Origin of the sequence: Roseobacter sp. MED193 (assembly GCF_000152965.1) — a bacterium.
Classification (GTDB): domain Bacteria; phylum Pseudomonadota; class Alphaproteobacteria; order Rhodobacterales; family Rhodobacteraceae; genus Pseudophaeobacter.
Genome location: NZ_CH902583.1, coordinates 1,446,146 through 1,465,841, shown reverse-complemented (window position 1 = coordinate 1,465,841; position 19,696 = coordinate 1,446,146). Strand labels below are relative to the sequence as shown.

Sequence of the window (19,696 nt, the reverse complement as noted above, 5' to 3'; positions counted from 1 at the left end):
GAGGCCCAGATTCAAGTCGCCGAAAAACAAGGGAAAAATAGTTGGCCCAATGGTGGCTGATTGGGATTATTTTGAAACCAGCGCCTGACCGTCGCGGGGCTTAGGCATCCTGCCACGGCCCTGTTGCAGCACATGGGCGAGCTCATGCACCAGCAGATTGTTGTCCTTGGCGCTGGCCGGGCGGGCCAGATAAAGGTCATTGCCGATGGTGAATGCCTTGGCCCGCAGCTCTTTGCACAGGTCCTTGGCATTGCCGCCGATATGCACCTTCACCTTGGAAAGCTTGCTGCCAAAATGCGCCTCCAGCCCCTTGCGCAGATCGCTGGGCAGTTTTTTGCCCTTGGTGCCCTCGGGTTCGCTGGTCAGTTTGCGGCGCTTGGCCTTTCTTCCCTTGGTCGCCTCGACCTTGGCGGCAATTTCTTCGGCGGAGATTGGCATTGGGGAGCCCTTTCAAACCAGAGGACAGGGAAACAAACAGATGATGGGTTATGCCAAGCCTAGCGCAGGTAGGGCAAAAGGCAAACTGCAAGGGTGCGTGGGGGGGAGAACGAGCGCCATGCGGCCTTGCCTCCGGCGGGAATATTTTTAGAAAGATGATAGGCTATCCCTTTGCGCTGCCGCTTACAGAGGTCAGGACGGGTGCAACCCTTCACATGTAGCGGCGGCTTTGGGAGGTGACAGGTGCGGGCTTGTCCCTGGGCCGTCGGGCCCGCGCCTGACCTTCCCCCCGTGGAGTTAACACTGGTTCCCGCAGGGACAAACAGTGTGGGGCACTGTTTGAAGTGTGGACGGGCGGAGCCCTTCGCTGGCGCAGGCTGCTTTGGAAGGTGACAGTTGCTGGCTTGCCCCTGGGCCGCCAGGCCCGCGCCTGACCTTCCCCACGGGAAGGCGCTTTGCACCTCCCCAAGGTCAGGCGCGGGCCTTGTATAGCGCAGCCTGCGTTGGCAAACATGGATGCACCCAAAACAGTCTAGAAAAGTTTTCAAGTGGCGGGTTCAAGCAGTTGTTTCAACCTGCTATGCAGAACTCTTCCGAATGGTTTTCAATGTACTTTGTCATTTGGAGTGCTAGCCTGGGCACAAAGGTTTCGGCCTCCAGACGTTGCCCAGCTTCCGAGCGCTGCATTGCTTCTTTCATCTCGATTTTGGCGCGCCTCATTGCTGAGCGAAAGGCGCTATTGCGCGCATCCCCCGGGACCGTATCCAGATGGCTCAGAATTGGGGCAATATCCTTAGTCACGCGCTCCACATCGTCAGCTAGTTCGTTTTGGTTGAGCTTCCTTAGGCCGGATACAACGTCAGCTGACATGAAACCTGCATTTCCCATGAATTGCAGGAAGCCTCCGTTCAAGATTTGGGCGCGAAAGTACTCCAAGCTGAAGAAGATCATCTGCCCTTCGGTCATAAGCCCTTTGGAAACCAGTTCTTCTAGGGTGCCCAGTTTGAAGGCTTCCAGCGCAGCCCAGACTTCTTCTGAGGCATATTCCCCAAGAAGCCTGTCGTAGTAATCTTCGATCTTCAGGTCAGGGTCAGTTTCGGGAGACAGAAAATCTGCCTCCCTGACTGTTGGTTTCGGCAGGATCAATCTATTGCCTGTCAATAGCCGGTTGAGCCATTTCACCGCACAAACTTCTTGTGCTTCAGGCGCTTGGGCTCCAGCGCGTCGGCACCGAGGCGGCGCTTCTTGTCTTCCTCGTAGTCCTCAAAGTTGCCCTCGAACCACTCCACATGGGCGTCGCCTTCAAAGGCCAGCATATGGGTACAGATCCGGTCGAGGAAGAAACGGTCGTGGGAGATCACCACGGCGCAGCCGGCAAAATCTACCAGCGCGTCTTCGAGGGCGCGCAGGGTTTCCACGTCCAGATCGTTGGTTGGTTCATCGAGCAAGAGCACATTGCCGCCCTCTTTCAGCAGACGCGCCATGTGGACACGGTTGCGTTCCCCACCGGACAAGAGATTCAGCGGTTTTTGCTGATCGCCACCTTTGAAGTTGAACGAGGAGCAATAGGCGCGGGAGTTCACCTGGGCGTCGCCCAGTTCGATGATTTCAGCGCCACCAGAGATGGCCTCCCAGACGGTTTCATTGTCTTTCAGGTCATCGCGCGACTGGTCCACATAGGAAAGCTTGACCGTGTCGCCATAGGAAACCGAGCCGCTGTCGGGCTGTTCCTGGCCGGTCAGCATGCGGAACAGGGTGGATTTACCCGCGCCGTTGGGGCCGATCACGCCGACAATGCCGCCGGGGGGAAGATCAAAGGACAGGTTCTCGACCAGTTGCTTGTCGCCGTAGTGTTTCGAGATGCCTTCGACCTCGATCACCTTGTTGCCCAGGCGCGGACCATTGGGGATGACAATCTGGGCGCGGGTGAGCTTTTCGCGTTCGGACTGTTCCGCGAGATCGTTATAAGCGTTGATCCGGGCCTTGGATTTGGCCTGACGGGCCTTGGCCCCCTGGCGCATCCAATCGAGTTCGCGCTGCAGGGTCTGCTGCTTGGACTTGTCCTCGCGAGCCTCTTGTTCCAGGCGCTTGGCTTTTTGTTCCAGCCAGGCAGAGTAGTTGCCCTCATAAGGAATGCCCTTGCCGCGGTCGAGTTCCAGGATCCAGCTGGTGATGTCATCCAGGAAGTAACGGTCGTGGGTGACGCAGAGGATGGTGCCTTCGTAATCAATGAGGTGCTGTTGCAGCCAGGCGATGGTTTCTGCATCCAGGTGGTTGGTCGGTTCATCGAGCAGCAGCATATCTGGCGCTTCGAGCAGCAGTTTGCACAGGGCGACCCGGCGTTTTTCACCGCCCGACAGATTGGCGATCTCGGCGTCATCGGGGGGGCAGCGCAGGGCCTCCATCGAGATGTCGATCTGGCTGTCCAGATCCCAGAGGTTTTCCGCATCGATGCTGTCTTGCAGCGCGGTCATCTCTTCCATTAGCTCGTCGGTATAGTTTTCGGCCATTTCCACCGCGATCTGATTGAAGCGGTCGACCTTGTCTTTCTTTTCCTTGACGCCGAGCATGACGTTTTCACGCACGGTGAGGCTCTCGTCCAGTTTTGGCTCCTGCGGTAGGTAACCAACCTTGGCACCTTCGGCGGCCCAGGCTTCGCCGGTGAAATCCTTGTCGAGACCGGCCATGATTTTCATCAGGGTCGATTTACCGGCACCGTTTACGCCGACAACACCGATTTTTACACCGGGCAGGAAGGACAGGTGAATGTTTTCAAAGCATTTCTTACCACCGGGGTAGGTCTTGGAGACACCCTGCATGTGGTAGACGTATTGATAGGCGGCCATGTGACTGCTCCATGATGGGGGAATGCGTGCTGGAGGGTGTGATAGCGGATGGGGCGACCCGGGGCAATCGCGGATGCAGATTTGCGGTTGTCATTTGTGTGCGGGAGCGCAGGTCTTGTTCAGCCCTCATAGATTGTCTAGAGGTTATGCTCTGTTGGGAATTTTCACCAGCATGTGTTTGGTCAAAGACTTTTTCTGGGGCCCTTTCTGTACTGAAATACAACAGAATTTGGATATTTGGGAGAAGAGAAAATGCGTTGGTTTGTTGCTCTAGTTTTGATTTACGCTGGCTCGGCGGCTGCGCAGAGTATCAACTATGAAACTGAGGGGAATTTGGCCCCAACCCACCGGGTGGGCTGCGTGCCTCTAGGCGAGGCGGAAAATGCATGGTCCCCTGCTGATTTGGCGCAGGGGGTACTTGCCTGTTTTAAATCTCGCCAAGACGATGCGGCGGTTGATCTGTTGATACTCATGAACGCGCGTGGAATATTCGATCAGGCCAGAGTGGCGGATCGTACTGCACATCAAGGCTTGCAGGTTTTGTCCTCGCAGATAGGGCAAGCCGCTGGACGCAAATGGGAACCCCGAATGCAAAGCGCGTTTCAACGGTTTGGTGGAGCGGGGTCTGAACGGCATAAGGCAATGTGTCGCTTTTTACGCAGCTCAGGTCCGCCAAGCCATTCGCCGCGATATATGATTCAGCACGGAATGAGAGCTGTCCTTGGCCAGCAGGGAGATGGATTGGTCGAGGGTTTCTCACCAGATGACGAATGGCGTAGTGTTCTCAGCGGCTATGCGAATTGCTCTGGGCAGTAAACAATGTTTGGGGGCGCCATTTGGATCAGGGTTCTAACTGCAATGGGTGCTCTTATTGGCTGCGGTACCGAAGCTTGGCTTCCACATGATTGCCTTCCTTCAGGAATAATTGCATCAAGCAACGAATGAGGCAGGGGTTTCCATATCTGCGCCCCGGTATGAGTGTGGGTTTGCTGGGCGGGTCGTTTGATCCGGCCCACCAAGGACATGTGCAGATAAGCCGGGCGGCCTTGCAGCGGTTCAACTTGGATTGCCTCTGGTGGCTGGTCTCACCGGGCAATCCACTGAAGAGCCGCGCGCCTGCCAGTATGGAACGACGCATTGCGACGGCGCAAAGGCTGATGGATCATCCAAAGGTGCAGATCAGCGATATCGAGGCACGTTTGGGCACCCGCTACACGGCCGAAACCCTGCGGGCATTGCGGCGCCTTTACCCTCAGGTGCGCTTCACCTGGCTGATGGGGGCGGATAATCTGGCGCATTTCCACCACTGGAAGGATTGGCAGCAGATTATCGAGACCGTGCCGATTGGCGTGCTCGCGCGCCCCGGCGACCGGATCTCTGCGCGCTTGTCGCCTGCGGCGCTAATCTATCGTGGCCAAATGCTCAAGGACAGCCAGAGCCAGGCTCTGGCCCGGTCTCAGGCCCCGGCCTGGTGTTTCGTCAATGTGCCGATGATCTCTGTCAGTTCCACCGCCATCCGTGCAACAGGGGGCTGGTCCGCAGCCACTGAGCCCGGCGTTGCCCTCCCGAAACAGCCTTGAGCTTTGAAGGGGTGCGGTGTTTGCATGGCGCTAAACCGCTCTTAAAAGCTGACCCATTATGAGCCAATTGCTGCCTTTTTACCGACCTTTTACTCTGCCAGACTAGGCTCACCCACAGCACCTTTTCCGATGGTGCGCGCCCCTTTGGGGAAGATTTTTGCAGTGATTTTGCCGCAGATGAGGTATGAGCTATGGCGTTACCATCAAATTTGGACTTCATTTGCCGTTTAGCAGCAATTTTATTAGATATTGACTGACATGTTATCGAGACGCTTTTTTCTTTCTTCCGCTGTGGCGGCCCTGGCTGCGCCGGCCGCCCTGGCCAATGCGCCTAAGACCTCCCTGCGCCCTCTGGGCCGTGGGGCCAGTGGGCTGAGAGCGCAGGGAGGGGCGGCACAGGTTAATCCCACGCGGAGCCTAAAGGCGCTGTTGGCGCGTTCCGGGCTTTCCGGTCAGGTGGCCTGTGCAGTGGCCGAGGTCAAAACCGGCCAGGAACTTGAATCCCATGGGGGCGAAGAGGCCCTACCACCTGCCAGCGTCGCAAAGGCGCTGACGGCGCTTTATGCGCTGGACAGCCTGGGGGCAAACTACAGATTCACCACGCGGGTTCTTGCGGCTGGAACGGTGTCAGGCGGGGTTCTGAAGGGGGATCTGATCCTCGCAGGTGGCGGCGATCCTATGTTGAACACCGATCATTTGGCCCAGCTGGCTGCGGCGCTGAAAAAGGCCGGGATCCGTGAGGTTCGGGGCGCCTTTAAGGTCTGGGATGGAGCGCTGCCACAGGTGCAGACAATCGATAAGGGACAACCCGATCATGTGGGCTATAGCCCGGCCGTGGCAGGGATTGCCCTGAATTTCAACCGGGTGCATTTTGAATGGAAGCGGGCTGGGAATAGCTGGAGCATCAACATGGATGCTCGCACCACGAAATACCGCCCCGAAGTCAGCATGGCACGGATGAAAGTCGCCAATCGCGCCCTGCCGGTCTATACCTATGCGGATCGCAATGGGGCCGACAGCTGGACTGTGGCCTCCCAGGCGCTGGGCAAGGGCGGATCGCGCTGGCTGCCGGTGCGTCGTCCAGCAGACTATGCTGGAGATGTGTTTCGCACCATGGCGCGGGCTCATGGGATCAAGCTTAAGGCGGCCAAGCGGATCTCTTCGCTACCTACCGCCACTGTGATCGCTCAACATCACAGCCCGCCCTTGGATATGATGCTCAAGGCGATGTTGAAGTTCTCCAACAATCTGATGGCGGAGATGATCGGGATGACAGCCACGGCAAAACGCGGCAAGCGCCCTAAGGGGCTCAAGGAGTCTGCTGCAGAAATGTCGCGCTGGGTTCGGGCCAAATATGGGGTCAATGCGGTCAAAATGGTCGATCACTCTGGCCTGGGAGAGGCCTCCCGCGTGGCCCCCCGCGCCATGCTCAAAGTTCTGGTGGCCGCCTATAAGGCAGGCAACCTCAAGTCCTTGCTCAAGAGTTTTCCGATGCGCGACGCCAATGGCCGGGTGCTGAAGAACCATCCCATCAAGGTGGCGGCCAAAACCGGCACCCTGAACTTTGTGTCTGGGCTTGGTGGCTTTCTCACCACCTCCAGCGGCACTGTTTTGGCCTTTACGATCTTTGCCGCGGATACCAAGGCCCGTGCGCGTATCAGCCGGGCAGAACGTGAACGCCCCCAGGGGGCACGCAGTTGGAACAAAAAGGCTAAGCGGTTGCAGCAGCAGCTGATTGAGCGCTGGGGACAAAGCTACGGCACCTAGCGCCCTGCCTCAGGATGAGTTTGAGACGGGGCGCGGCTGTTTCCGTGCCTATTGTGCGGGTTTCACATCGACAAATGTCTCGTGATAGCAGGCGCCATCTTCGATATCTGTCCGGATATCCGCAGGGATCAGCGCATTGACGGTGAAACCCGTCTGCGATGTGCCACGCCAGGTACCTTTGGGGGAATAGAGCACGCCGGGACGGGTTGCCGCGGTGATTTTCAGTTGCAAGGTGACCGCGCCACGTGCATTCCAGACCGAGACAATTGCACCATCCTGTAAGCCGCGCGCCTTTGCATCATCGGGGTGCATTTCCAGGATTTCCGGCCCCGTGGAGGCCGGGTCACTGCCAAAGGTGGCGTTGGTCCGTTTGGAGGAGCTGGGCGTGATCAGCGTCAGGGGAAGGTCCTGCGGTGCCGGATCATAGCGTGGTACGCCAAAGCCATAGCGGGCCTCATACTCCGCGCTGAACAGCTCGATCCGTCCCGAGGCTGTGGCAGGGCTGACGTTCTTGCACATCACGAGCGGTTCCCCATCCGGGGCCATCATCTCGATGGCGCGATCCAGAGGGATCTCGCTGGGAGGTTTGCCCTGTAGCTGCGGATGGCTAGCGTCAATGGCCTCATCCATCAGCTGGGTGTCACTGGCCTGAAAAATCGCATCCGTATAGCCGAAGCGTGCGGCAAGGCGACGGAAAATCTCGGTGTTGGGCAGGCTTTCACCAACACAGGGGATCACCGGAGCCGCCCGTTGCAGGTAGTTTTGACCGTAGGCGCCGTAGATGTCGTTGAATTCAAAATGCGAGGCTGCTGGCAGGATGACGTCGCAATAGGCCATGCTGTCGGTCATCACCACATCGCAGCCCGCAATGAACAGATCCTCTCGCATCAGCGCTCGCATCAGATTGGCCTGATCCGGGTGGGTCGCCACCGGATTGTGGTTGTAGATCATTGTAGCCTTGATCGGGATCTCCAGACTGTTGTCCTGCAGGACATTGCCCAGATCCACGATGTTGAATGTCCGGGTACCGGGCTTGATCAGGTGATCGCCATGCAGGCGCGCCTGAGTTTTGGGGGTGGCACTGCCGGATTTTGCCATCACACCAGCGCCCGGACGCCCGTGATGCCCCAGCAGAGCAGGTAGCGCCATGCCGGCCCGCAGCGCTGAGCCACCCGAGCGTCCACGCTCAATCCCGTTACCAAAGGCGCATGCCATGGTCTTGGCCGCCACCATCACATCGGCGAGGGCGTGAAAATCTGCGGCGCTTATGCTGCAAATCTCGACGACTTGAGCCGGTTCATACTGCCGGGCCTGCGCCATATAGGGATCAAAGCCCGCTACCCATTGCGCGATGAAGGCCTCCTCCAGAGCGCCACGGCGCTCCAGCTCAGCCGCTAGCCCCATCGCCAAAACAACATCGGTGCCGGGTTTGATCTGCAGATACATGTCGCACTGCTCGGCAATCTTGATCCGTTTGGGGTCAATCACCACCAATTTGCCCCCGCGCGTCCGCAGCTTTTTCAGCAGCGGTGCCAGATGCAGGTTTGAGACGGTGACATTGTTACCCCAGACCAGCACCAGATCGGAGTGTTCGATCTGCACCGGTGGCATGCCGGGGGCACTGCCAAACAGGCTGGCATAGGCGCCGCCACGCACCCCGCCGCAGAGCGGACCCCGATTGAGCATGCTGGCTCCCATCTGGTAAAAGAACCGTCGATCCATCGACCCCCCTGCCAGCTCCCCATGAGGCCCGGCATAGTTGAAGGGCAGTACGGATTGGGGGCCGTGGGCCTCAATCGCCTGGGTGAAACCTGCATGCACCATATCCAGCGCCGCGTCCCAGCTGATCTGTTCAAATTGGCCAGAGCCACGCGGGCCAACGCGTTTCAGGGGATGGGTTAGGCGGGCCTGCCCGTGTACAAACTCGGGGTAGTAGCGCGCCACCTTATTGCAGATCACATTGGCTGTGTAAGGATTGGCAGTGGATCCCTTCACCGATACAACTGCGTCGCCCTGCACCTGGACGGCGAGACTACAGGTGTCTGGACAGTCCAGTGGGCAGACGGAGGGCAGGGTTTGGATATCGAGTGGCTTGTTCATGGCTGGCTCCAAAGGCGGTGTCGGAGCCTGTCTAGGAGAAAGTGGTCCAGTTCAGAAGTGCCAAAGCTGAAGAATTTGACCAGACCAATTTTTCACGGTAAGATCGTCAAGCAGGCATCTAGTGGAAGTGTGAAACACACCTGAACTGGTCTGCCCACCCCCACCTCATGCCCTGAACCCCGAAATCTGAGACGAACGCAGGGCTTTTTAGATGTGAGATATTTCAATGAAGACTCCCAGACTGCCCTTGGAAGGTTCCTGCCTTTGTGGAATGGTTCGTGTCAGCCTTTCCGCATCGCCCCTTCTGACCCTGGCGTGCCATTGTCGCGGCTGCCAGAAACTATGCGCCAGCGATTATTCCCTGACCGCCATGTTCCCGGCAGACAGTTTTTCTATCACCGGAGACGTGGCGAGAGGCGGGCTGCGTAGCAAAGGCCGAGAACACTTCTATTGCCACTCTTGTCTGGGATTTGTCTATTCCCGTATCGCCGGAGCGGATGAGCGCATTAACCTGCGGATTTCCGTGCTCGATGATGCCGCCGCACTGCCACCCTTTGTTGAGGTGATGACAGATGAAAAGCAGGACTGGGCTGAAGTTTCTGTCGCCCATAGCTATTGTCGGTTTCCAGAGACTGCCGAGGACCTACAGCGGTTGATGGCGCAGTATTCCAAAGGCTGGCCGTAGCCTGTTTTGCCAATAGGCTAAATTGAGACAGGCTCCGGGAGAGGTCAGACCATGTGGCGTGCGCGGGCTCCGCGCTCAATAGCGGCGGCGTGCAGCCGGTCAATGTTGAGCTCATAGCGCACCTCAGCAAGGAACTCGAGCTCGGTTTCTGCCAATTTGCCATCGGCAGCCGCCACATCGCAGGCCAGAGCATAGGCCGTTTCATACAGGCGTTCTGGCAGGTCGTCGCGGATCAGGCCAAACAACGCCTCCAGCCCGTCTTCCTGTTCAAAAAGATCCAGAACCGTGTTTGAAATCCGCGTCATGCGGTCGATATCATAATCGGCAAAGACCGGCAGCATGTTGACGGCGGACTGGATCTTGATCAGCTCGGCCGTGCGGATGTTTTCGTCCGAGGCAGAGACCGCCACCATCAGAGCCACAAGGCAGTCCTGCTGAGACATGGATTGGGCGTTTTGCTCGGGCATGGGAGATCCTTTTTGCACGGTATTTCAAGCCCAAGGATAGGCCGGGCCAGAGACGGGTTCAACTCCCGCCTCTGGCCTAATGATGTGAAACGGATGTAAACTGGCGGGAAACGGCCTGATCTCGCGTGGATTTAGCCTCGTGCCTCGGTGGTTGCAGAAAATCGATAGGTGATCTGCTCGAAACTGGCCTCAGCAAAGCCATATGTGAACCGCAGCCCATCAGGGCCGGCCTGAGTGTCATGTTCCGCATTGGCGGGGACATAGATCGCGACGCCCGGACGGATTTCATGCGGGGTGCCATCAATGGTGACCACGCCCGAGCCTTCGAGGCCAAGATAGAATTCCGGCGGATCGTGGCGGTGGGGCAGCAGGCGACCATGGGGTTCGAACTCGGCAATGCCCAGCACCATTTCGCGCGACTTTTCCGAGCAGCTGTTGATCAGGGTGCGCCAGCGCACTTCGCCATAGGCGGCATCCGTGCCACCTGACAGCGGAACCTGCGCTGCATCCACCACCAGCAGAGTGTCCTGGGGGGCGTGCGGCAGGTTGGAAGCCTGATGAAACTGCTCTGTCTCGCCAAGATCAGTGGCAAGTGTTGTCATATCGGGTGCAAAATCCAGGGTTGTTTCCTGCTGCATGGTCTGGGCCTCCTTGAGGTCGGTGTGAGTGGATCGCGGGGCTGCGGCTCAATCTCAGATAAGGGGCTTTTTGTGTTTCGCTCAATGCGCTAAAACTGCATCATAATATACGATGAGGTTATGTTATATGGAGCGTCTTCCTAGCTTTTCGGGGCTCACAGCCTTCTATGCGGCGGCACGCCATGGTACACTGACGGCGGCCGCCGAAGAGCTGAATGTTTCGCAACCGGCAGTTTCGCGTCGGATCGCGACTCTGGAGGCAGATCTGGGCTGTAATTTGTTTGATCGCAGCCACAAGCCTGCCCGGATGACCCAAGCAGGTAAGGATCTATTGCAGGCTTTACACAGTGGCTTTGGCCAAATCGAAGACGCGGTGTCCCAAATCAGAAAAGCGGCGCGAACTCGGGTTGTGACGGTCACGGCGCCTGCTGGATTTGTTGGTTTCTGGCTGATTCCGCGCTTGGGGGAATTGGAGCAGGCCTTTCCCGAGGTGACGATTCGTATCATAAGCCAGGAGTATGGGGAAGCGGTACGTCCGGGGGACCTGACCGTTCGTTTCGGTATGCCTGGTACTGGTGGCGAGCCAGAGGCACGCCTTCTTAGCGATGAGGTCTATGCTGCGGCCAGTCCGCTTTATCTGTCGCGTCTTGCCATGACGGCACAGGACTATGATTTCTCCCGCATGACATTTCTGACCATGGAAGCGGCCCGCAGCCAGTGGCATGACTGGCCCAGCTGGTTCAAATCCGCAGGTCAGCTAATGCCGCGTGGGGCGCGGGTGTTGGACTTCAACTCATACGCTATGTTGGTGAATGCCGGCCTGGCCGGGCAGGGGGTTTTTCTTGCCTGGGGTGGGATTTTGGATAGTTTCACCGAGACTGGCGCCCTGTTGCGATTGCAGGCGCCAACCACCACATCGGCGCGCGGCTATTTTGCCGGGCTGCGGGATGGGGCTGCGGCGCGGCAGGATGTGCGGCAAATTCTGGATTGGATCGTCGAAAAGGCGCATTTTCCCGGTTGAAACCTGCCTGTGGTGGGGCTCTGTTCATTGACTCATACTGCATCTGCACCATAGACCGGGCCGACCCGCTGCATGGGGCAGCGGCACAGGACTATGCGGCCACAGGGGCCGCTGATGGAGAACAGCAATGTCTGATTTGCGCGACACCGCTCTCAAGAGCAAAGCTTGGCCGTTTGAAGAAGCCCGTCGGGTGCTCAAACGCTATGCCAAGGGCGCGCCAGAGAAGGGCTATGTCCTGTTTGAAACCGGCTATGGTCCCTCGGGCCTGCCGCATATCGGCACCTTTGGCGAAGTGGCCCGGACCACCATGATCAAAAACGCCTTTGAGGTGATCAGTGACATTCCAACCAAGCTCATCTGTTTTTCCGATGATCTGGACGGGATGCGCAAGGTGCCGGGCAATGTGCCCGATGCCGAGAGCCTGACGCCGCATCTGCAAAAGCCACTGACCTCGGTGCCGGATCCCTTTGGTACCCATGAGAGTTTTGGCCATCACAACAATGCCATGCTGCGCCGTTTCCTGGACACCTTTGGCTTTGAGTATGATTTTTACTCGGCCAAGGAATTCTATGAGAGCGGCCAGTTTGACGAAGTGCTGAAACGCGCCGTCGATAAATACGATGATGTCATGGCGATCATGCTGAAGTCTCTGCGCGAAGAGCGCCGCCAGACCTATTCGATCTTTCTGCCGATCCACCCGGAAACCGGCCGGGTGCTCTATGTGCCGATGAAAAAGGTCTGCGCCGAAACCTATACGGTGACTTTTGACGACGAAGACGGCAAGGAATGGACACTGCCCGTCACCGGCGGCAATGTGAAGCTGCAGTGGAAGCCGGACTTTGGGGCCCGTTGGGCGGCGCTGGGCGTCGATTTTGAGATGTACGGCAAGGATCACAGCACCAATACCCCGATCTATGATGGCATCTGCCGGGTGCTGGGCCAGCGGGCGCCAGAGCATTTCACCTATGAATTGTTCCTGGATGCCAATGGGCAGAAGATCTCCAAAACCTCTGGCAACGGCATTTCGATTGACGAGTGGCTGACCTATGCCAGCGCAGAGAGCCTGTCCTATTTCATGTATCAAAAGCCCAAGACCGCCAAGCGGATGCATTTTGATGTGATCCCCAAAGCGGTGGATGAATACCATCAGCAGTTGCGAGCCTATGCGACCCAGGACCAGAAGGCCCAGCTCAACAACCCGGTCTGGCATATCCATGCAGGCCAGGTGCCAGAGTCGGATATGGTGGTGCCGTTCTCGATGTTGTTGAACCTGGCCTCTGCCTCCAGCGCTGAGGACAAGGAAACCATGTGGGGCTTCATCAATAAATACGCCCCTGATGCCACGCCCGAAAGCAATCCAACCATGGATCAGGCCGCAGGTTTTGCGGTGGCCTATTTCAATGACAAGGTAAAACCAACCAAGGTCTTCCGTGCGCCCAGTGACCAAGAGCGTGTGGCCCTGCAGGATCTGGCGGATGCCTTGAAATCGGCAGAGGCTGCGCTGGCGGCGATTGCCAAGAAAAACGAAACTCTTGGTAAGGATGACCCCCTGCCAGTGGCCGATTTCGCGGATGAGGAATTCCTGCAATCGGTGGTCTTTGCCATCGGCAAGATCCACGGGTTTGAGCCGCTGCGCGATTGGTTTACCGCCATTTATGAGGTGCTGTTGGGCGCCTCGCAGGGTCCCCGTTTTGGTGGCTTTATCGCGCTCTACGGCGTCGACGAGACTGTGGCGCTGATCGAGCGCGCCCTCGCCGACTAAGGCCACATTTGATTACGGTTTCAAGAATTGGGAGCGCCCTCCGGGCGCTCTCTTTTTTGTTTAGGAGAGGTATTTCAGCTCAAGGTCCCACCCAAGCAAAGCTTTGAAGTCTGCCCCGCGCCTGATCTGAGGTCCTGGCAGGGAGCGCATCTGCTTCCCAAGCAAAATAGCCGTATCCCCGCCTTGGTGGCGGGGGCCCTCGGCGATTTGGCCCGGGGCAGCTGCCTATCCCTGCCGGGCGGTCCTCAGGCGAGGGACAGGCTCCGAAGCAAAGCCAAAATGGATGGGGGTACCGGGACGGCGCGCGCCTTGATTGCGTGGTTTTAAGTCCAGATCTCTAGCTCTTGGCGGCGCCGTGCATGGACGCTGTTGGAAAGGGTTTTGGGATGAACAAAGTGATTACTGCGGGTCTGGAATTGATGCCACCGGAGTTCGAGGCGGGGTTGGATGTCTGGTCAAGCGGCGATGGCACGCCTGGATCGGACACATATGACGGCGCGGCCAATGCGGCTATTGTGGTGGCCGATGCTGATTTTGCCGGCTGTCTTGAGTTGCAGAAACTGCAGGCCACTCAAAAGCTGCGCTATATGGGGAAAACGCCGCTGTTGCCGGGCTGTTACTTGCATGTAAAGGCGCGGATTAAGGCGGTAAGTGGTGCTTTGCCTACGGTGCGGATTGCGGGCTGGGCAGGCAATAGCAGTGAAGCCCATGTCGCAGGTGTGATCGAGGTGGGGAGCAGCACCACGCTGACCTCCTATGGGACGGTGGTTGAGGTCAGCGCCATTGTCGGCACCGGCAGTCGTACCGGCGTCGACATGCCCTGGGGGTTGGAGGCCACCTATGGTCACTTTGGACTGGATCTGATTGGCCCGAATGGCGGCGTGGTTCGTATTGACGGCATCGAGGTCACCGATCTGACCAGCGCCTTCCTGCGCGATATGGTAAGCGTGGTGGATGTCACGGATTTTGGCGCCATCGGGGACGATGTTACGGATAACACAGCAGCCTTTGAGGCCGCGGATGCGGCGGCTGCGGGACGGCAGATCCTTGTCCCTGCGGGTCAGTATTTTTTGGCGCAGACCGTGTCGTTGAATAATCCGGTGTTTTTCGAGGGCAGTTTGCGGATGCCGGTCGATAGGATGCTCTTGCTGCGCAAAAACTTTGATTTCCCCTCTTACGCGGCCGCCTTTGGCAATGAGGAGGAGGGGTTTAAGAAAGCCTTTCAGGCGCTGTTGAACTCATCAGATCATGATTCACTGGATCTGGCTGGGCGGATGGTGACGGTGACTGCGCCGATTGATATGCAGGCTGCGGTGCCCAACCGCAGCTCCTATTCGACCCGGCGTGTAATCCGAAATGGCCAACTTTCAGCCTCTGGTGGCGCGGCCTGGGATACGCAGGTATGGAGCGAGCAGGCCACCTATGATCCCAATGATCCGCGCAAGTTGAAGGCGGTCAGCAATATCGCCAATATCCCCGTTGGGGCCCTGGTCGAGGGCAGCGGCGTTGGCCGCGAGATCTATGTCCGCAGCAAGAATACCGGCGCGGGTGAGATCACCCTGAATGCGCCGCTCTATGATGCAGCAGGCACTCAGGTCTTTACCTTCAAGGATTTTAAATATCTGCTGGATTTCAGTGGCTTTAGCGCCCTGAGCAAGTTTGGCATGACCGAGGTGGAAATCCAGTGCAACTCCCACTGCTCAGCGCTGCGCCTGCCCTCGGCAGGGACGGTGTTTAGCCTGGATCACTGCTTTATCTCGCGGCCTAAGGACCGAGGGATTACCTCGATCGGTTCGGGCTGTCAGGGCATTTTGGTGGACAATTGCCAGTTCCTGTCCGCAGAGGAAGCTGAGACTGTGCCAAACCGCAGCAGCGTCGGAATTAACGTCAATGCCAATGACGCTAAGCTGCGCAACAACCGGGTGACCAAATTCCGCCATTTTGCCCTGCTGGCTGGGGCGAATAACACCATCACCGGCAACCATTTTTTCCAAGGTGACAGTATTGCAGGTGGCGTGCGCACGGCAGGGTTGATCATGGCTTCGACCTATTGCGCCAGCACCATTTCGGACAATTACGTGGACAATTGTTTTATCGAGTGGACCAACGAGCAAGATCCAACCCCGGATTTCTCGACTGGTTTTTCCTTTAGCGCGCTGTCGATCACTGACAATGTGTTCCTGTCCAGCGATGTGGCACCCTGGTTTAGCTATGTGGTGATCAAGCCATATGGGACAGGGCATTTCCTGAATGGAGTAAGCATTTCGGGCAACAAATTTCGCTCGATCAATGGCAATATCGACCGAGCCGATCGGGTTGATACCAGCTTTTCGGATCTGGACTTTAGCCGCAGTAAATCGGTGTTCTTTGAGGGGAATACCTTTCACGGTATTTCCACCGCGGTGGCCAGTCCGCTGCGGATTCGTCATGAGCAGGCCACGGTTGCCACAAGTTGGACGGTCGCTACCGATGGGGCAATGCCGTTTCAGGGGCGGGCGCGGGCGGTGGATGCGGTCGTCGCCATTGGGCCGATGCGAAACTCCAGCGGAACCTATCGCTACCCGCGTCCCTGGGTGCAGTTGGAACAGGGGAGCAACAAGAATGAGGTCCGCTTGAACTGGGGCGAAGCTCTGCGTGGTGAAGTGCAGGTGGTGGTTCGGGTCGATAAGTAGATCTGCGGTTAACTGGGCAGGGCGAGGTCGTTGGAGGTGAGGTTAAAGGCTTTGCCAAAGCCGCCGTTCAGATGGCTTTGGTGCACCGAAAACCGGACAAAAGAGAAATCCGCAAACCCGATGTAGAGTTTGGATTTTGGATGGCTGCGCAGATAATGCGCGGCCAGTTCTTTATGGGCCTCGCTTTGATTGTCGAGAAACTGCGCCCGGCCCACAAGGCTGAGCCTCGGATGGGTAAGCGGGTCCCCTTTGGGGCCTGGTTCCCCGACGAGCAAGGAGCAGGCTGGATTTGTCGCTAAATTCTGGCTGTGCTGGGCAAGACCAGACATCAGGCTGATCGGCTGACCTGCGGGGCAAAGCCCAAAGGCGATGCGGGTGACCAAGGGGGCGCCAGAGGGATCAATGGTCGCAAGGGCGGCAAAGCGGGCCTGCGCCAACAGGGTCCGCGCTAGGGCACGAGCATCGTCATCAGTGGGGCGAATGGGGTTTGTCATCAGGCTACTCTGGGTCAGAAATGTCGGGGGAAGATCTGGCGAGGGCGATGCATCAGAAGCGGTGCCACAGGGCTATCTTGACGCCAAAACTTTGGGTGTTTTCATGCCGATATTCAAGGCCAAAGATAAGATCACTGTTTTCCAGGATCGGCTTTCCTGCGCCGGACAGCTTTGAGAGATTGATGCGCAGGGAGGGGATAATCGCGTAGTTGAAATCCGTCTCGGGGCCAAAGGAGGTTTCAACCTGCAACAGTGGCGAGACCCGGCGGTTGCCGTTCAGCCCAAAGTTGGCGTTGAGTTTCCACAGTGGGTGGGGGGTGTCGCCACGTTTTTCGTAGACCAGATCTAGGTTACCCCAAAGAGTGCCGGGATTTGTCGCCTTGCTGTGTCCGATTGACAGGGTGAACCGGTACATCGGGTGCCATTGCAGGTTGGTGTGATTGCCACCAAGGGCGAGTTCAACAGCGATTTTACTAGTGTCTGCGCCCTGGCGCAGAGGCAGACGGGCAAAGACCATCACATGGCCCGATTGGCGGGTGGATTGGCTCTGTTGATGGTTTAGGTCGACTCCCAGATCAAAACGGGGTGAAATGCCAAAATCACGATAATAGCCAAATTCATTCACCAGCCCTTGATCGGTTTTGCGTAGGTTGAAGCTGGTGGAGGAAAACCCCGTGTCCACAGGATGTTTCCAGGCGCCGGCGCTGGCCGCCAATGGCAGTGTCGCAGCGCAAAGCGCCAGGGCGAGATGTCCTGGGTAAGACATGGGCTTATTGGTGCGGCGAAAGTGGCATGCGCTCTTTTTACGTGTGAAACCTGCCTCAGGAAACTCCGGCGATAAAAACGAGTGCGTTTTTTGTGGCAATCATCGTAGGCTCGTCACACTCAGCGAAATAGCCAGGGAGAAGCCAATGCCTAAAATCACCGAAGCTGCTGACATTCAGACGGTCATTACGACCTTTGAAATGACCCCAGGAACCTGCCAGGATCTATTGGATGCGCTCAAAGACGCCTATGGCGCCTATATCTCGAAACAACCCGGATTTATTTCGGCAGGGCTGCATGTGAATGATGCCCAAACCCGGATTGCCAATTATTCGCAATGGCGTCGGCGCGAAGATTTTCTGGCGATGTTACGCTATGCTGAAATGCGTGAGCGCAATCGCAAGATCAACGAACTGTGCCGCAGTTTCGAACCGGTGATGTATGAGGTCTCAGCAACCTTTGAGAGTATCTGACAGGACAACAGGCGCAAGACCACAAAACGGGACGTCCCTGATATGGATCAAGGTGGCCTGGATGATCTAGGTACATTCTGCCTCTAGGCGAACAGCCAAGGAGGCATCTCATGTATCACAATATTCTCGTGCCCATTTCGTTTGATCCAGATCGCGATGTATCGGCACCGCTCAAACTGGCCCAGCTTTTGGCGACGCCTGAAGCCAAGATTACTCTGCTGCACGTGGTCGAACAGGTTCCGGCCTATGCTATTTCCTACATGTCGGCTGACTATATGGCTGAGACCCGAAAGGCGCTGGAGACAGAACTGGCAGCCCTCGCTAAGACCCTGCCAAATGATGCCAGCAGTATCGTGATAGAGGGACATTCGGGGCGTTCTATCTTGGATTGGGCAGAGGCAAACAAGCCAGATCTGGTGATCATCTCTTCCCACCGTCCGGGTATGCAGGATCTTTTGTTGGGTTCGACCGCCAGTCAGGTGGTGCGCCATGCGGCCTGCGCGGTGCATGTCGTCCGGTGAGCGCAGGCCCAGCATGAGGGCCACCTGGGCGCTGTGCCGGGGGCCCTTGAAAGAATTCTTCCTTTGACTGACAGTCTCATTGCGCCAGAAACCACGGCGCAATGAGACTGTTCTTCGTGGTTCAGGCCTTTTGTAGAAATCCGGTGATCAGCGTTGCCGCAAAACGGATCACACCGCCAGGTAACAGGGCGGACCGCAACAAAACCTTGTTGGAGTTAATGGCCTGAGCGATGCGGGTATAGTGTTCTTGCTTGTTTGCGGGGGAGCGCAACAAAACGGTTTCCGCTTTGGCCATGGCCTGTACCGCCGCGCGGTTTACCTTTGGAATGGCGGCGGGTTTCACCGGGGTATAGGTCTCTAGGGCGCGGCGGCGTGTGGGCTGGGTGCTGTCGCGATTCTGTGCCACCACCGCTGCGAGGCTGCGTTCAACCTGTTCCAGCGCGCCTTTGGCTTCGGAATAGGCTCCATTTCCCTCCAGTTGGTTTGCCGCACGCTTATAGACCCAGCGGTAGCAATCGCAGCGGTAGGCGGCGGGTTGTCGGCTGCATCGGTCCCCCCCGCGTGACAATGTCTTTACGATGGATCGAGTGGTCGCGTTGCTTAACCCGTAAGAGGCCCCGGTGCTGCCACCGGCATCGCCGCCAGCAAAGGCAGGGCCGGGCGACTGTGCGAGGGAAAATAAGGCGACCAGGGGGGTCGTGACGGCAATTTGCTTAACAATGCTCATAAAAACTCTCCTCATTATGGGAGAAGGCTAACAGGAAAGCCGATTGAAGCAAGGGCTGCCAGCGTACCCTCATCCGTTCATTTCAGGGGGCTGACACGACAACATTGCCGACTTTGCGCCTGGTCTCCACATAGCGATGCGCGGCGATTAGATCCGCCAAGGTGTAGCTGCGATCCATGAGTGGTGTCAAAACCCTGCTGCGCGTGAGTATCAGGACCTGTGCCAACAGTTCTCGCAACTCACCCATGGGCTGCATACCTGCCGCAGAAAACTGCGCTTTGCCTCTGCTCAAGAGCCCGGTAGCCAGCGCAGCACAAAGCAATTTTCCACTCAGGACCGGACAGATATAGCGCCCAGTTGCCGACAGATTACGTCGCAACCGACCATAGGAGGATAGGCCCAGTGTGTCATAGATCACGTCATAGGTTTGGGCTGTGCCTGCGATATCTGTGCAGGTGTAGTCGATCACATGCTGGGCCCCCAAATTGGAGACTGCCGCTGTGCTGCGGGTGCGATTGCTGGTCGACTATCTGCACGCCGCTTTGCAGGAAAGACGCGCCGATTTCATCGGGCGCTGATCTGTGCCTAGGGTGGCAGGTCTGTTGCGGTTCCCAAACTGACGTGGGGTTCCCCCAATAGGGTGGCGTCTGGCCTTGACCCAAAGATGTGAATCATTGTTCATTACTTAAAATGAATTTGGATTCATACCTTGGCCTACAGAGAGACAAAAAAGACTCGTA

The 19,696-nt window shown here is 57.4% G+C and carries 18 protein-coding genes; 8 read left to right on the top strand and 10 right to left on the bottom strand.

Annotated features, from left to right (window positions below):
• Window positions 1–66: 66 nt before the first annotated feature.
• The 3 genes from MED193_RS09385 to ettA form a co-directional block, all read right to left on the bottom strand.
• Window positions 67–438: a DUF4157 domain-containing protein gene (locus MED193_RS09385; RefSeq protein WP_009809467.1), complete on the bottom strand. Its 372-nt coding sequence runs from the start codon at window positions 436–438 to the stop codon at window positions 67–69.
• Between the two features lie 570 nt (window positions 439–1,008).
• Window positions 1,009–1,620, bottom strand: coding sequence for a hypothetical protein (locus tag MED193_RS09380; RefSeq protein ID WP_009809466.1), 612 nt, complete (start codon window positions 1,618–1,620; stop codon window positions 1,009–1,011).
• Window positions 1,617–3,284, bottom strand: coding sequence for an energy-dependent translational throttle protein EttA (gene ettA / locus MED193_RS09375; protein ID WP_009809465.1), 1,668 nt, complete (start codon window positions 3,282–3,284; stop codon window positions 1,617–1,619). Before ettA ends, MED193_RS09380 begins: the two co-directional genes overlap by 4 nt.
• 941 nt (window positions 3,285–4,225) lie before the next feature.
• On the opposite strand from ettA, the gene MED193_RS09365 reads away from it, so the two are divergent.
• Both MED193_RS09365 and dacB read left to right on the top strand, forming a co-directional pair.
• Window positions 4,226–4,864, top strand: coding sequence for a nicotinate-nucleotide adenylyltransferase (locus tag MED193_RS09365; protein WP_009809463.1), 639 nt, complete (start codon window positions 4,226–4,228; stop codon window positions 4,862–4,864).
• Window positions 4,865–5,122: 258 nt separating this feature from the next.
• Window positions 5,123–6,631, top strand: a complete 1,509-nt coding sequence (gene dacB, locus MED193_RS09360; protein WP_009809462.1) for a D-alanyl-D-alanine carboxypeptidase/D-alanyl-D-alanine-endopeptidase — start codon at window positions 5,123–5,125, stop codon at window positions 6,629–6,631.
• 48 nt (window positions 6,632–6,679) lie between these two features.
• On the opposite strand, the gene MED193_RS09355 is transcribed toward dacB, so the two are convergent.
• Entirely contained in the window at window positions 6,680–8,731 is a 2,052-nt protein-coding gene (locus MED193_RS09355; protein WP_009809461.1) for a molybdopterin-dependent oxidoreductase, read from the bottom strand.
• 226 nt (window positions 8,732–8,957) lie between these two features.
• Between MED193_RS09355 and MED193_RS09350 the strand changes: the two genes are divergently transcribed.
• Entirely contained in the window at window positions 8,958–9,416 is a 459-nt protein-coding gene (locus MED193_RS09350; RefSeq protein WP_039966072.1) for a GFA family protein, read from the top strand.
• Between the two features lie 44 nt (window positions 9,417–9,460).
• Here the strand turns inward: MED193_RS09350 and MED193_RS09345 are convergent, their stop codons facing one another.
• Together MED193_RS09345 and MED193_RS09340 are read right to left on the bottom strand one after the other, a co-directional pair.
• Complete coding sequence (locus MED193_RS09345) at window positions 9,461–9,883, bottom strand: tellurite resistance TerB family protein (RefSeq protein WP_009809459.1); 423 nt, start codon at window positions 9,881–9,883, stop codon at window positions 9,461–9,463.
• A 131-nt stretch (window positions 9,884–10,014) separates the two neighbouring features.
• On the bottom strand, window positions 10,015–10,521 hold the full coding sequence (locus tag MED193_RS09340) for a cupin domain-containing protein (protein ID WP_009809458.1): 507 nt from the start codon (window positions 10,519–10,521) through the stop codon (window positions 10,015–10,017).
• Between the two features lie 127 nt (window positions 10,522–10,648).
• Here MED193_RS09340 and MED193_RS09335 point away from each other — a divergent pair, with 127 nt between their 5' ends.
• The 3 genes from MED193_RS09335 (at window position 10,649) to MED193_RS09325 (ending at window position 15,976) form a co-directional block, all read left to right on the top strand.
• Window positions 10,649–11,542, top strand: coding sequence for a LysR family transcriptional regulator (locus MED193_RS09335; protein ID WP_009809457.1), 894 nt, complete (start codon window positions 10,649–10,651; stop codon window positions 11,540–11,542).
• 127 nt (window positions 11,543–11,669) lie between these two features.
• Window positions 11,670–13,304, top strand: coding sequence for a lysine--tRNA ligase (locus tag MED193_RS09330; protein WP_009809456.1), 1,635 nt, complete (start codon window positions 11,670–11,672; stop codon window positions 13,302–13,304).
• 386 nt (window positions 13,305–13,690) lie between these two features.
• Window positions 13,691–15,976, top strand: a complete 2,286-nt coding sequence (locus tag MED193_RS09325) for a glycosyl hydrolase family 28-related protein (RefSeq protein WP_009809455.1) — start codon at window positions 13,691–13,693, stop codon at window positions 15,974–15,976.
• A gap of 8 nt (window positions 15,977–15,984) precedes the next feature.
• Here the strand turns inward: MED193_RS09325 and MED193_RS09320 are convergent, their stop codons facing one another.
• Complete coding sequence (locus tag MED193_RS09320; RefSeq protein ID WP_009809454.1) at window positions 15,985–16,470, bottom strand: HugZ family protein; 486 nt, start codon at window positions 16,468–16,470, stop codon at window positions 15,985–15,987.
• 52 nt (window positions 16,471–16,522) lie between these two features.
• On the bottom strand, window positions 16,523–17,236 hold the full coding sequence (locus MED193_RS09315) for a hypothetical protein (protein WP_009809453.1): 714 nt from the start codon (window positions 17,234–17,236) through the stop codon (window positions 16,523–16,525).
• Between the two features lie 145 nt (window positions 17,237–17,381).
• Here MED193_RS09315 and MED193_RS09310 point away from each other — a divergent pair, with 145 nt between their 5' ends.
• Together MED193_RS09310 and MED193_RS09305 are read left to right on the top strand one after the other, a co-directional pair.
• Complete coding sequence (locus MED193_RS09310) at window positions 17,382–17,708, top strand: antibiotic biosynthesis monooxygenase (protein ID WP_009809452.1); 327 nt, start codon at window positions 17,382–17,384, stop codon at window positions 17,706–17,708.
• 110 nt (window positions 17,709–17,818) lie between these two features.
• Window positions 17,819–18,229 (top strand): universal stress protein, encoded by a 411-nt coding sequence (locus MED193_RS09305; RefSeq protein ID WP_009809451.1) that lies wholly within the window; start codon window positions 17,819–17,821, stop codon window positions 18,227–18,229.
• A gap of 121 nt (window positions 18,230–18,350) precedes the next feature.
• Here MED193_RS09305 and MED193_RS09300 read toward each other — a convergent pair whose 3' ends face one another.
• Window positions 18,351–18,956 carry a hypothetical protein gene (locus tag MED193_RS09300; protein WP_009809450.1) on the bottom strand — a complete coding sequence of 202 codons (606 nt, stop codon included), beginning with the start codon at window positions 18,954–18,956 and terminating at the stop codon, window positions 18,351–18,353.
• A gap of 82 nt (window positions 18,957–19,038) precedes the next feature.
• Window positions 19,039–19,440 carry a zinc-binding dehydrogenase gene (locus tag MED193_RS09295; RefSeq protein ID WP_009809449.1) on the bottom strand — a complete coding sequence of 134 codons (402 nt, stop codon included), beginning with the start codon at window positions 19,438–19,440 and terminating at the stop codon, window positions 19,039–19,041.
• Between the last annotated feature and the right edge of the window lie 256 nt (window positions 19,441–19,696).

Coding starts and splice junctions, on each gene's coding strand:
- MED193_RS09300 (WP_009809450.1), bottom strand. CDS start 18,956: ATGAGCATTGTTAAGCAAATTGCCGTCACGACCCCCCTGGTCGCCTTA.
- MED193_RS09365 (WP_009809463.1), top strand. CDS start 4,226: ATGAGGCAGGGGTTTCCATATCTGCGCCCCGGTATGAGTGTGGGTTTG.
- MED193_RS09340 (WP_009809458.1), bottom strand. CDS start 10,521: ATGCAGCAGGAAACAACCCTGGATTTTGCACCCGATATGACAACACTT.
- MED193_RS09355 (WP_009809461.1), bottom strand. CDS start 8,731: ATGAACAAGCCACTCGATATCCAAACCCTGCCCTCCGTCTGCCCACTG.
- MED193_RS09325 (WP_009809455.1), top strand. CDS start 13,691: ATGAACAAAGTGATTACTGCGGGTCTGGAATTGATGCCACCGGAGTTC.
- MED193_RS09320 (WP_009809454.1), bottom strand. CDS start 16,470: ATGACAAACCCCATTCGCCCCACTGATGACGATGCTCGTGCCCTAGCG.
- MED193_RS09330 (WP_009809456.1), top strand. CDS start 11,670: ATGTCTGATTTGCGCGACACCGCTCTCAAGAGCAAAGCTTGGCCGTTT.
- ettA (WP_009809465.1), bottom strand. CDS start 3,284: ATGGCCGCCTATCAATACGTCTACCACATGCAGGGTGTCTCCAAGACC.
- MED193_RS09385 (WP_009809467.1), bottom strand. CDS start 438: ATGCCAATCTCCGCCGAAGAAATTGCCGCCAAGGTCGAGGCGACCAAG.
- MED193_RS09350 (WP_039966072.1), top strand. CDS start 8,958: ATGAAGACTCCCAGACTGCCCTTGGAAGGTTCCTGCCTTTGTGGAATG.
- MED193_RS09315 (WP_009809453.1), bottom strand. CDS start 17,236: ATGTCTTACCCAGGACATCTCGCCCTGGCGCTTTGCGCTGCGACACTG.
- MED193_RS09310 (WP_009809452.1), top strand. CDS start 17,382: ATGCCTAAAATCACCGAAGCTGCTGACATTCAGACGGTCATTACGACC.
- dacB (WP_009809462.1), top strand. CDS start 5,123: ATGTTATCGAGACGCTTTTTTCTTTCTTCCGCTGTGGCGGCCCTGGCT.
- MED193_RS09345 (WP_009809459.1), bottom strand. CDS start 9,883: ATGCCCGAGCAAAACGCCCAATCCATGTCTCAGCAGGACTGCCTTGTG.
- MED193_RS09335 (WP_009809457.1), top strand. CDS start 10,649: ATGGAGCGTCTTCCTAGCTTTTCGGGGCTCACAGCCTTCTATGCGGCG.
- MED193_RS09305 (WP_009809451.1), top strand. CDS start 17,819: ATGTATCACAATATTCTCGTGCCCATTTCGTTTGATCCAGATCGCGAT.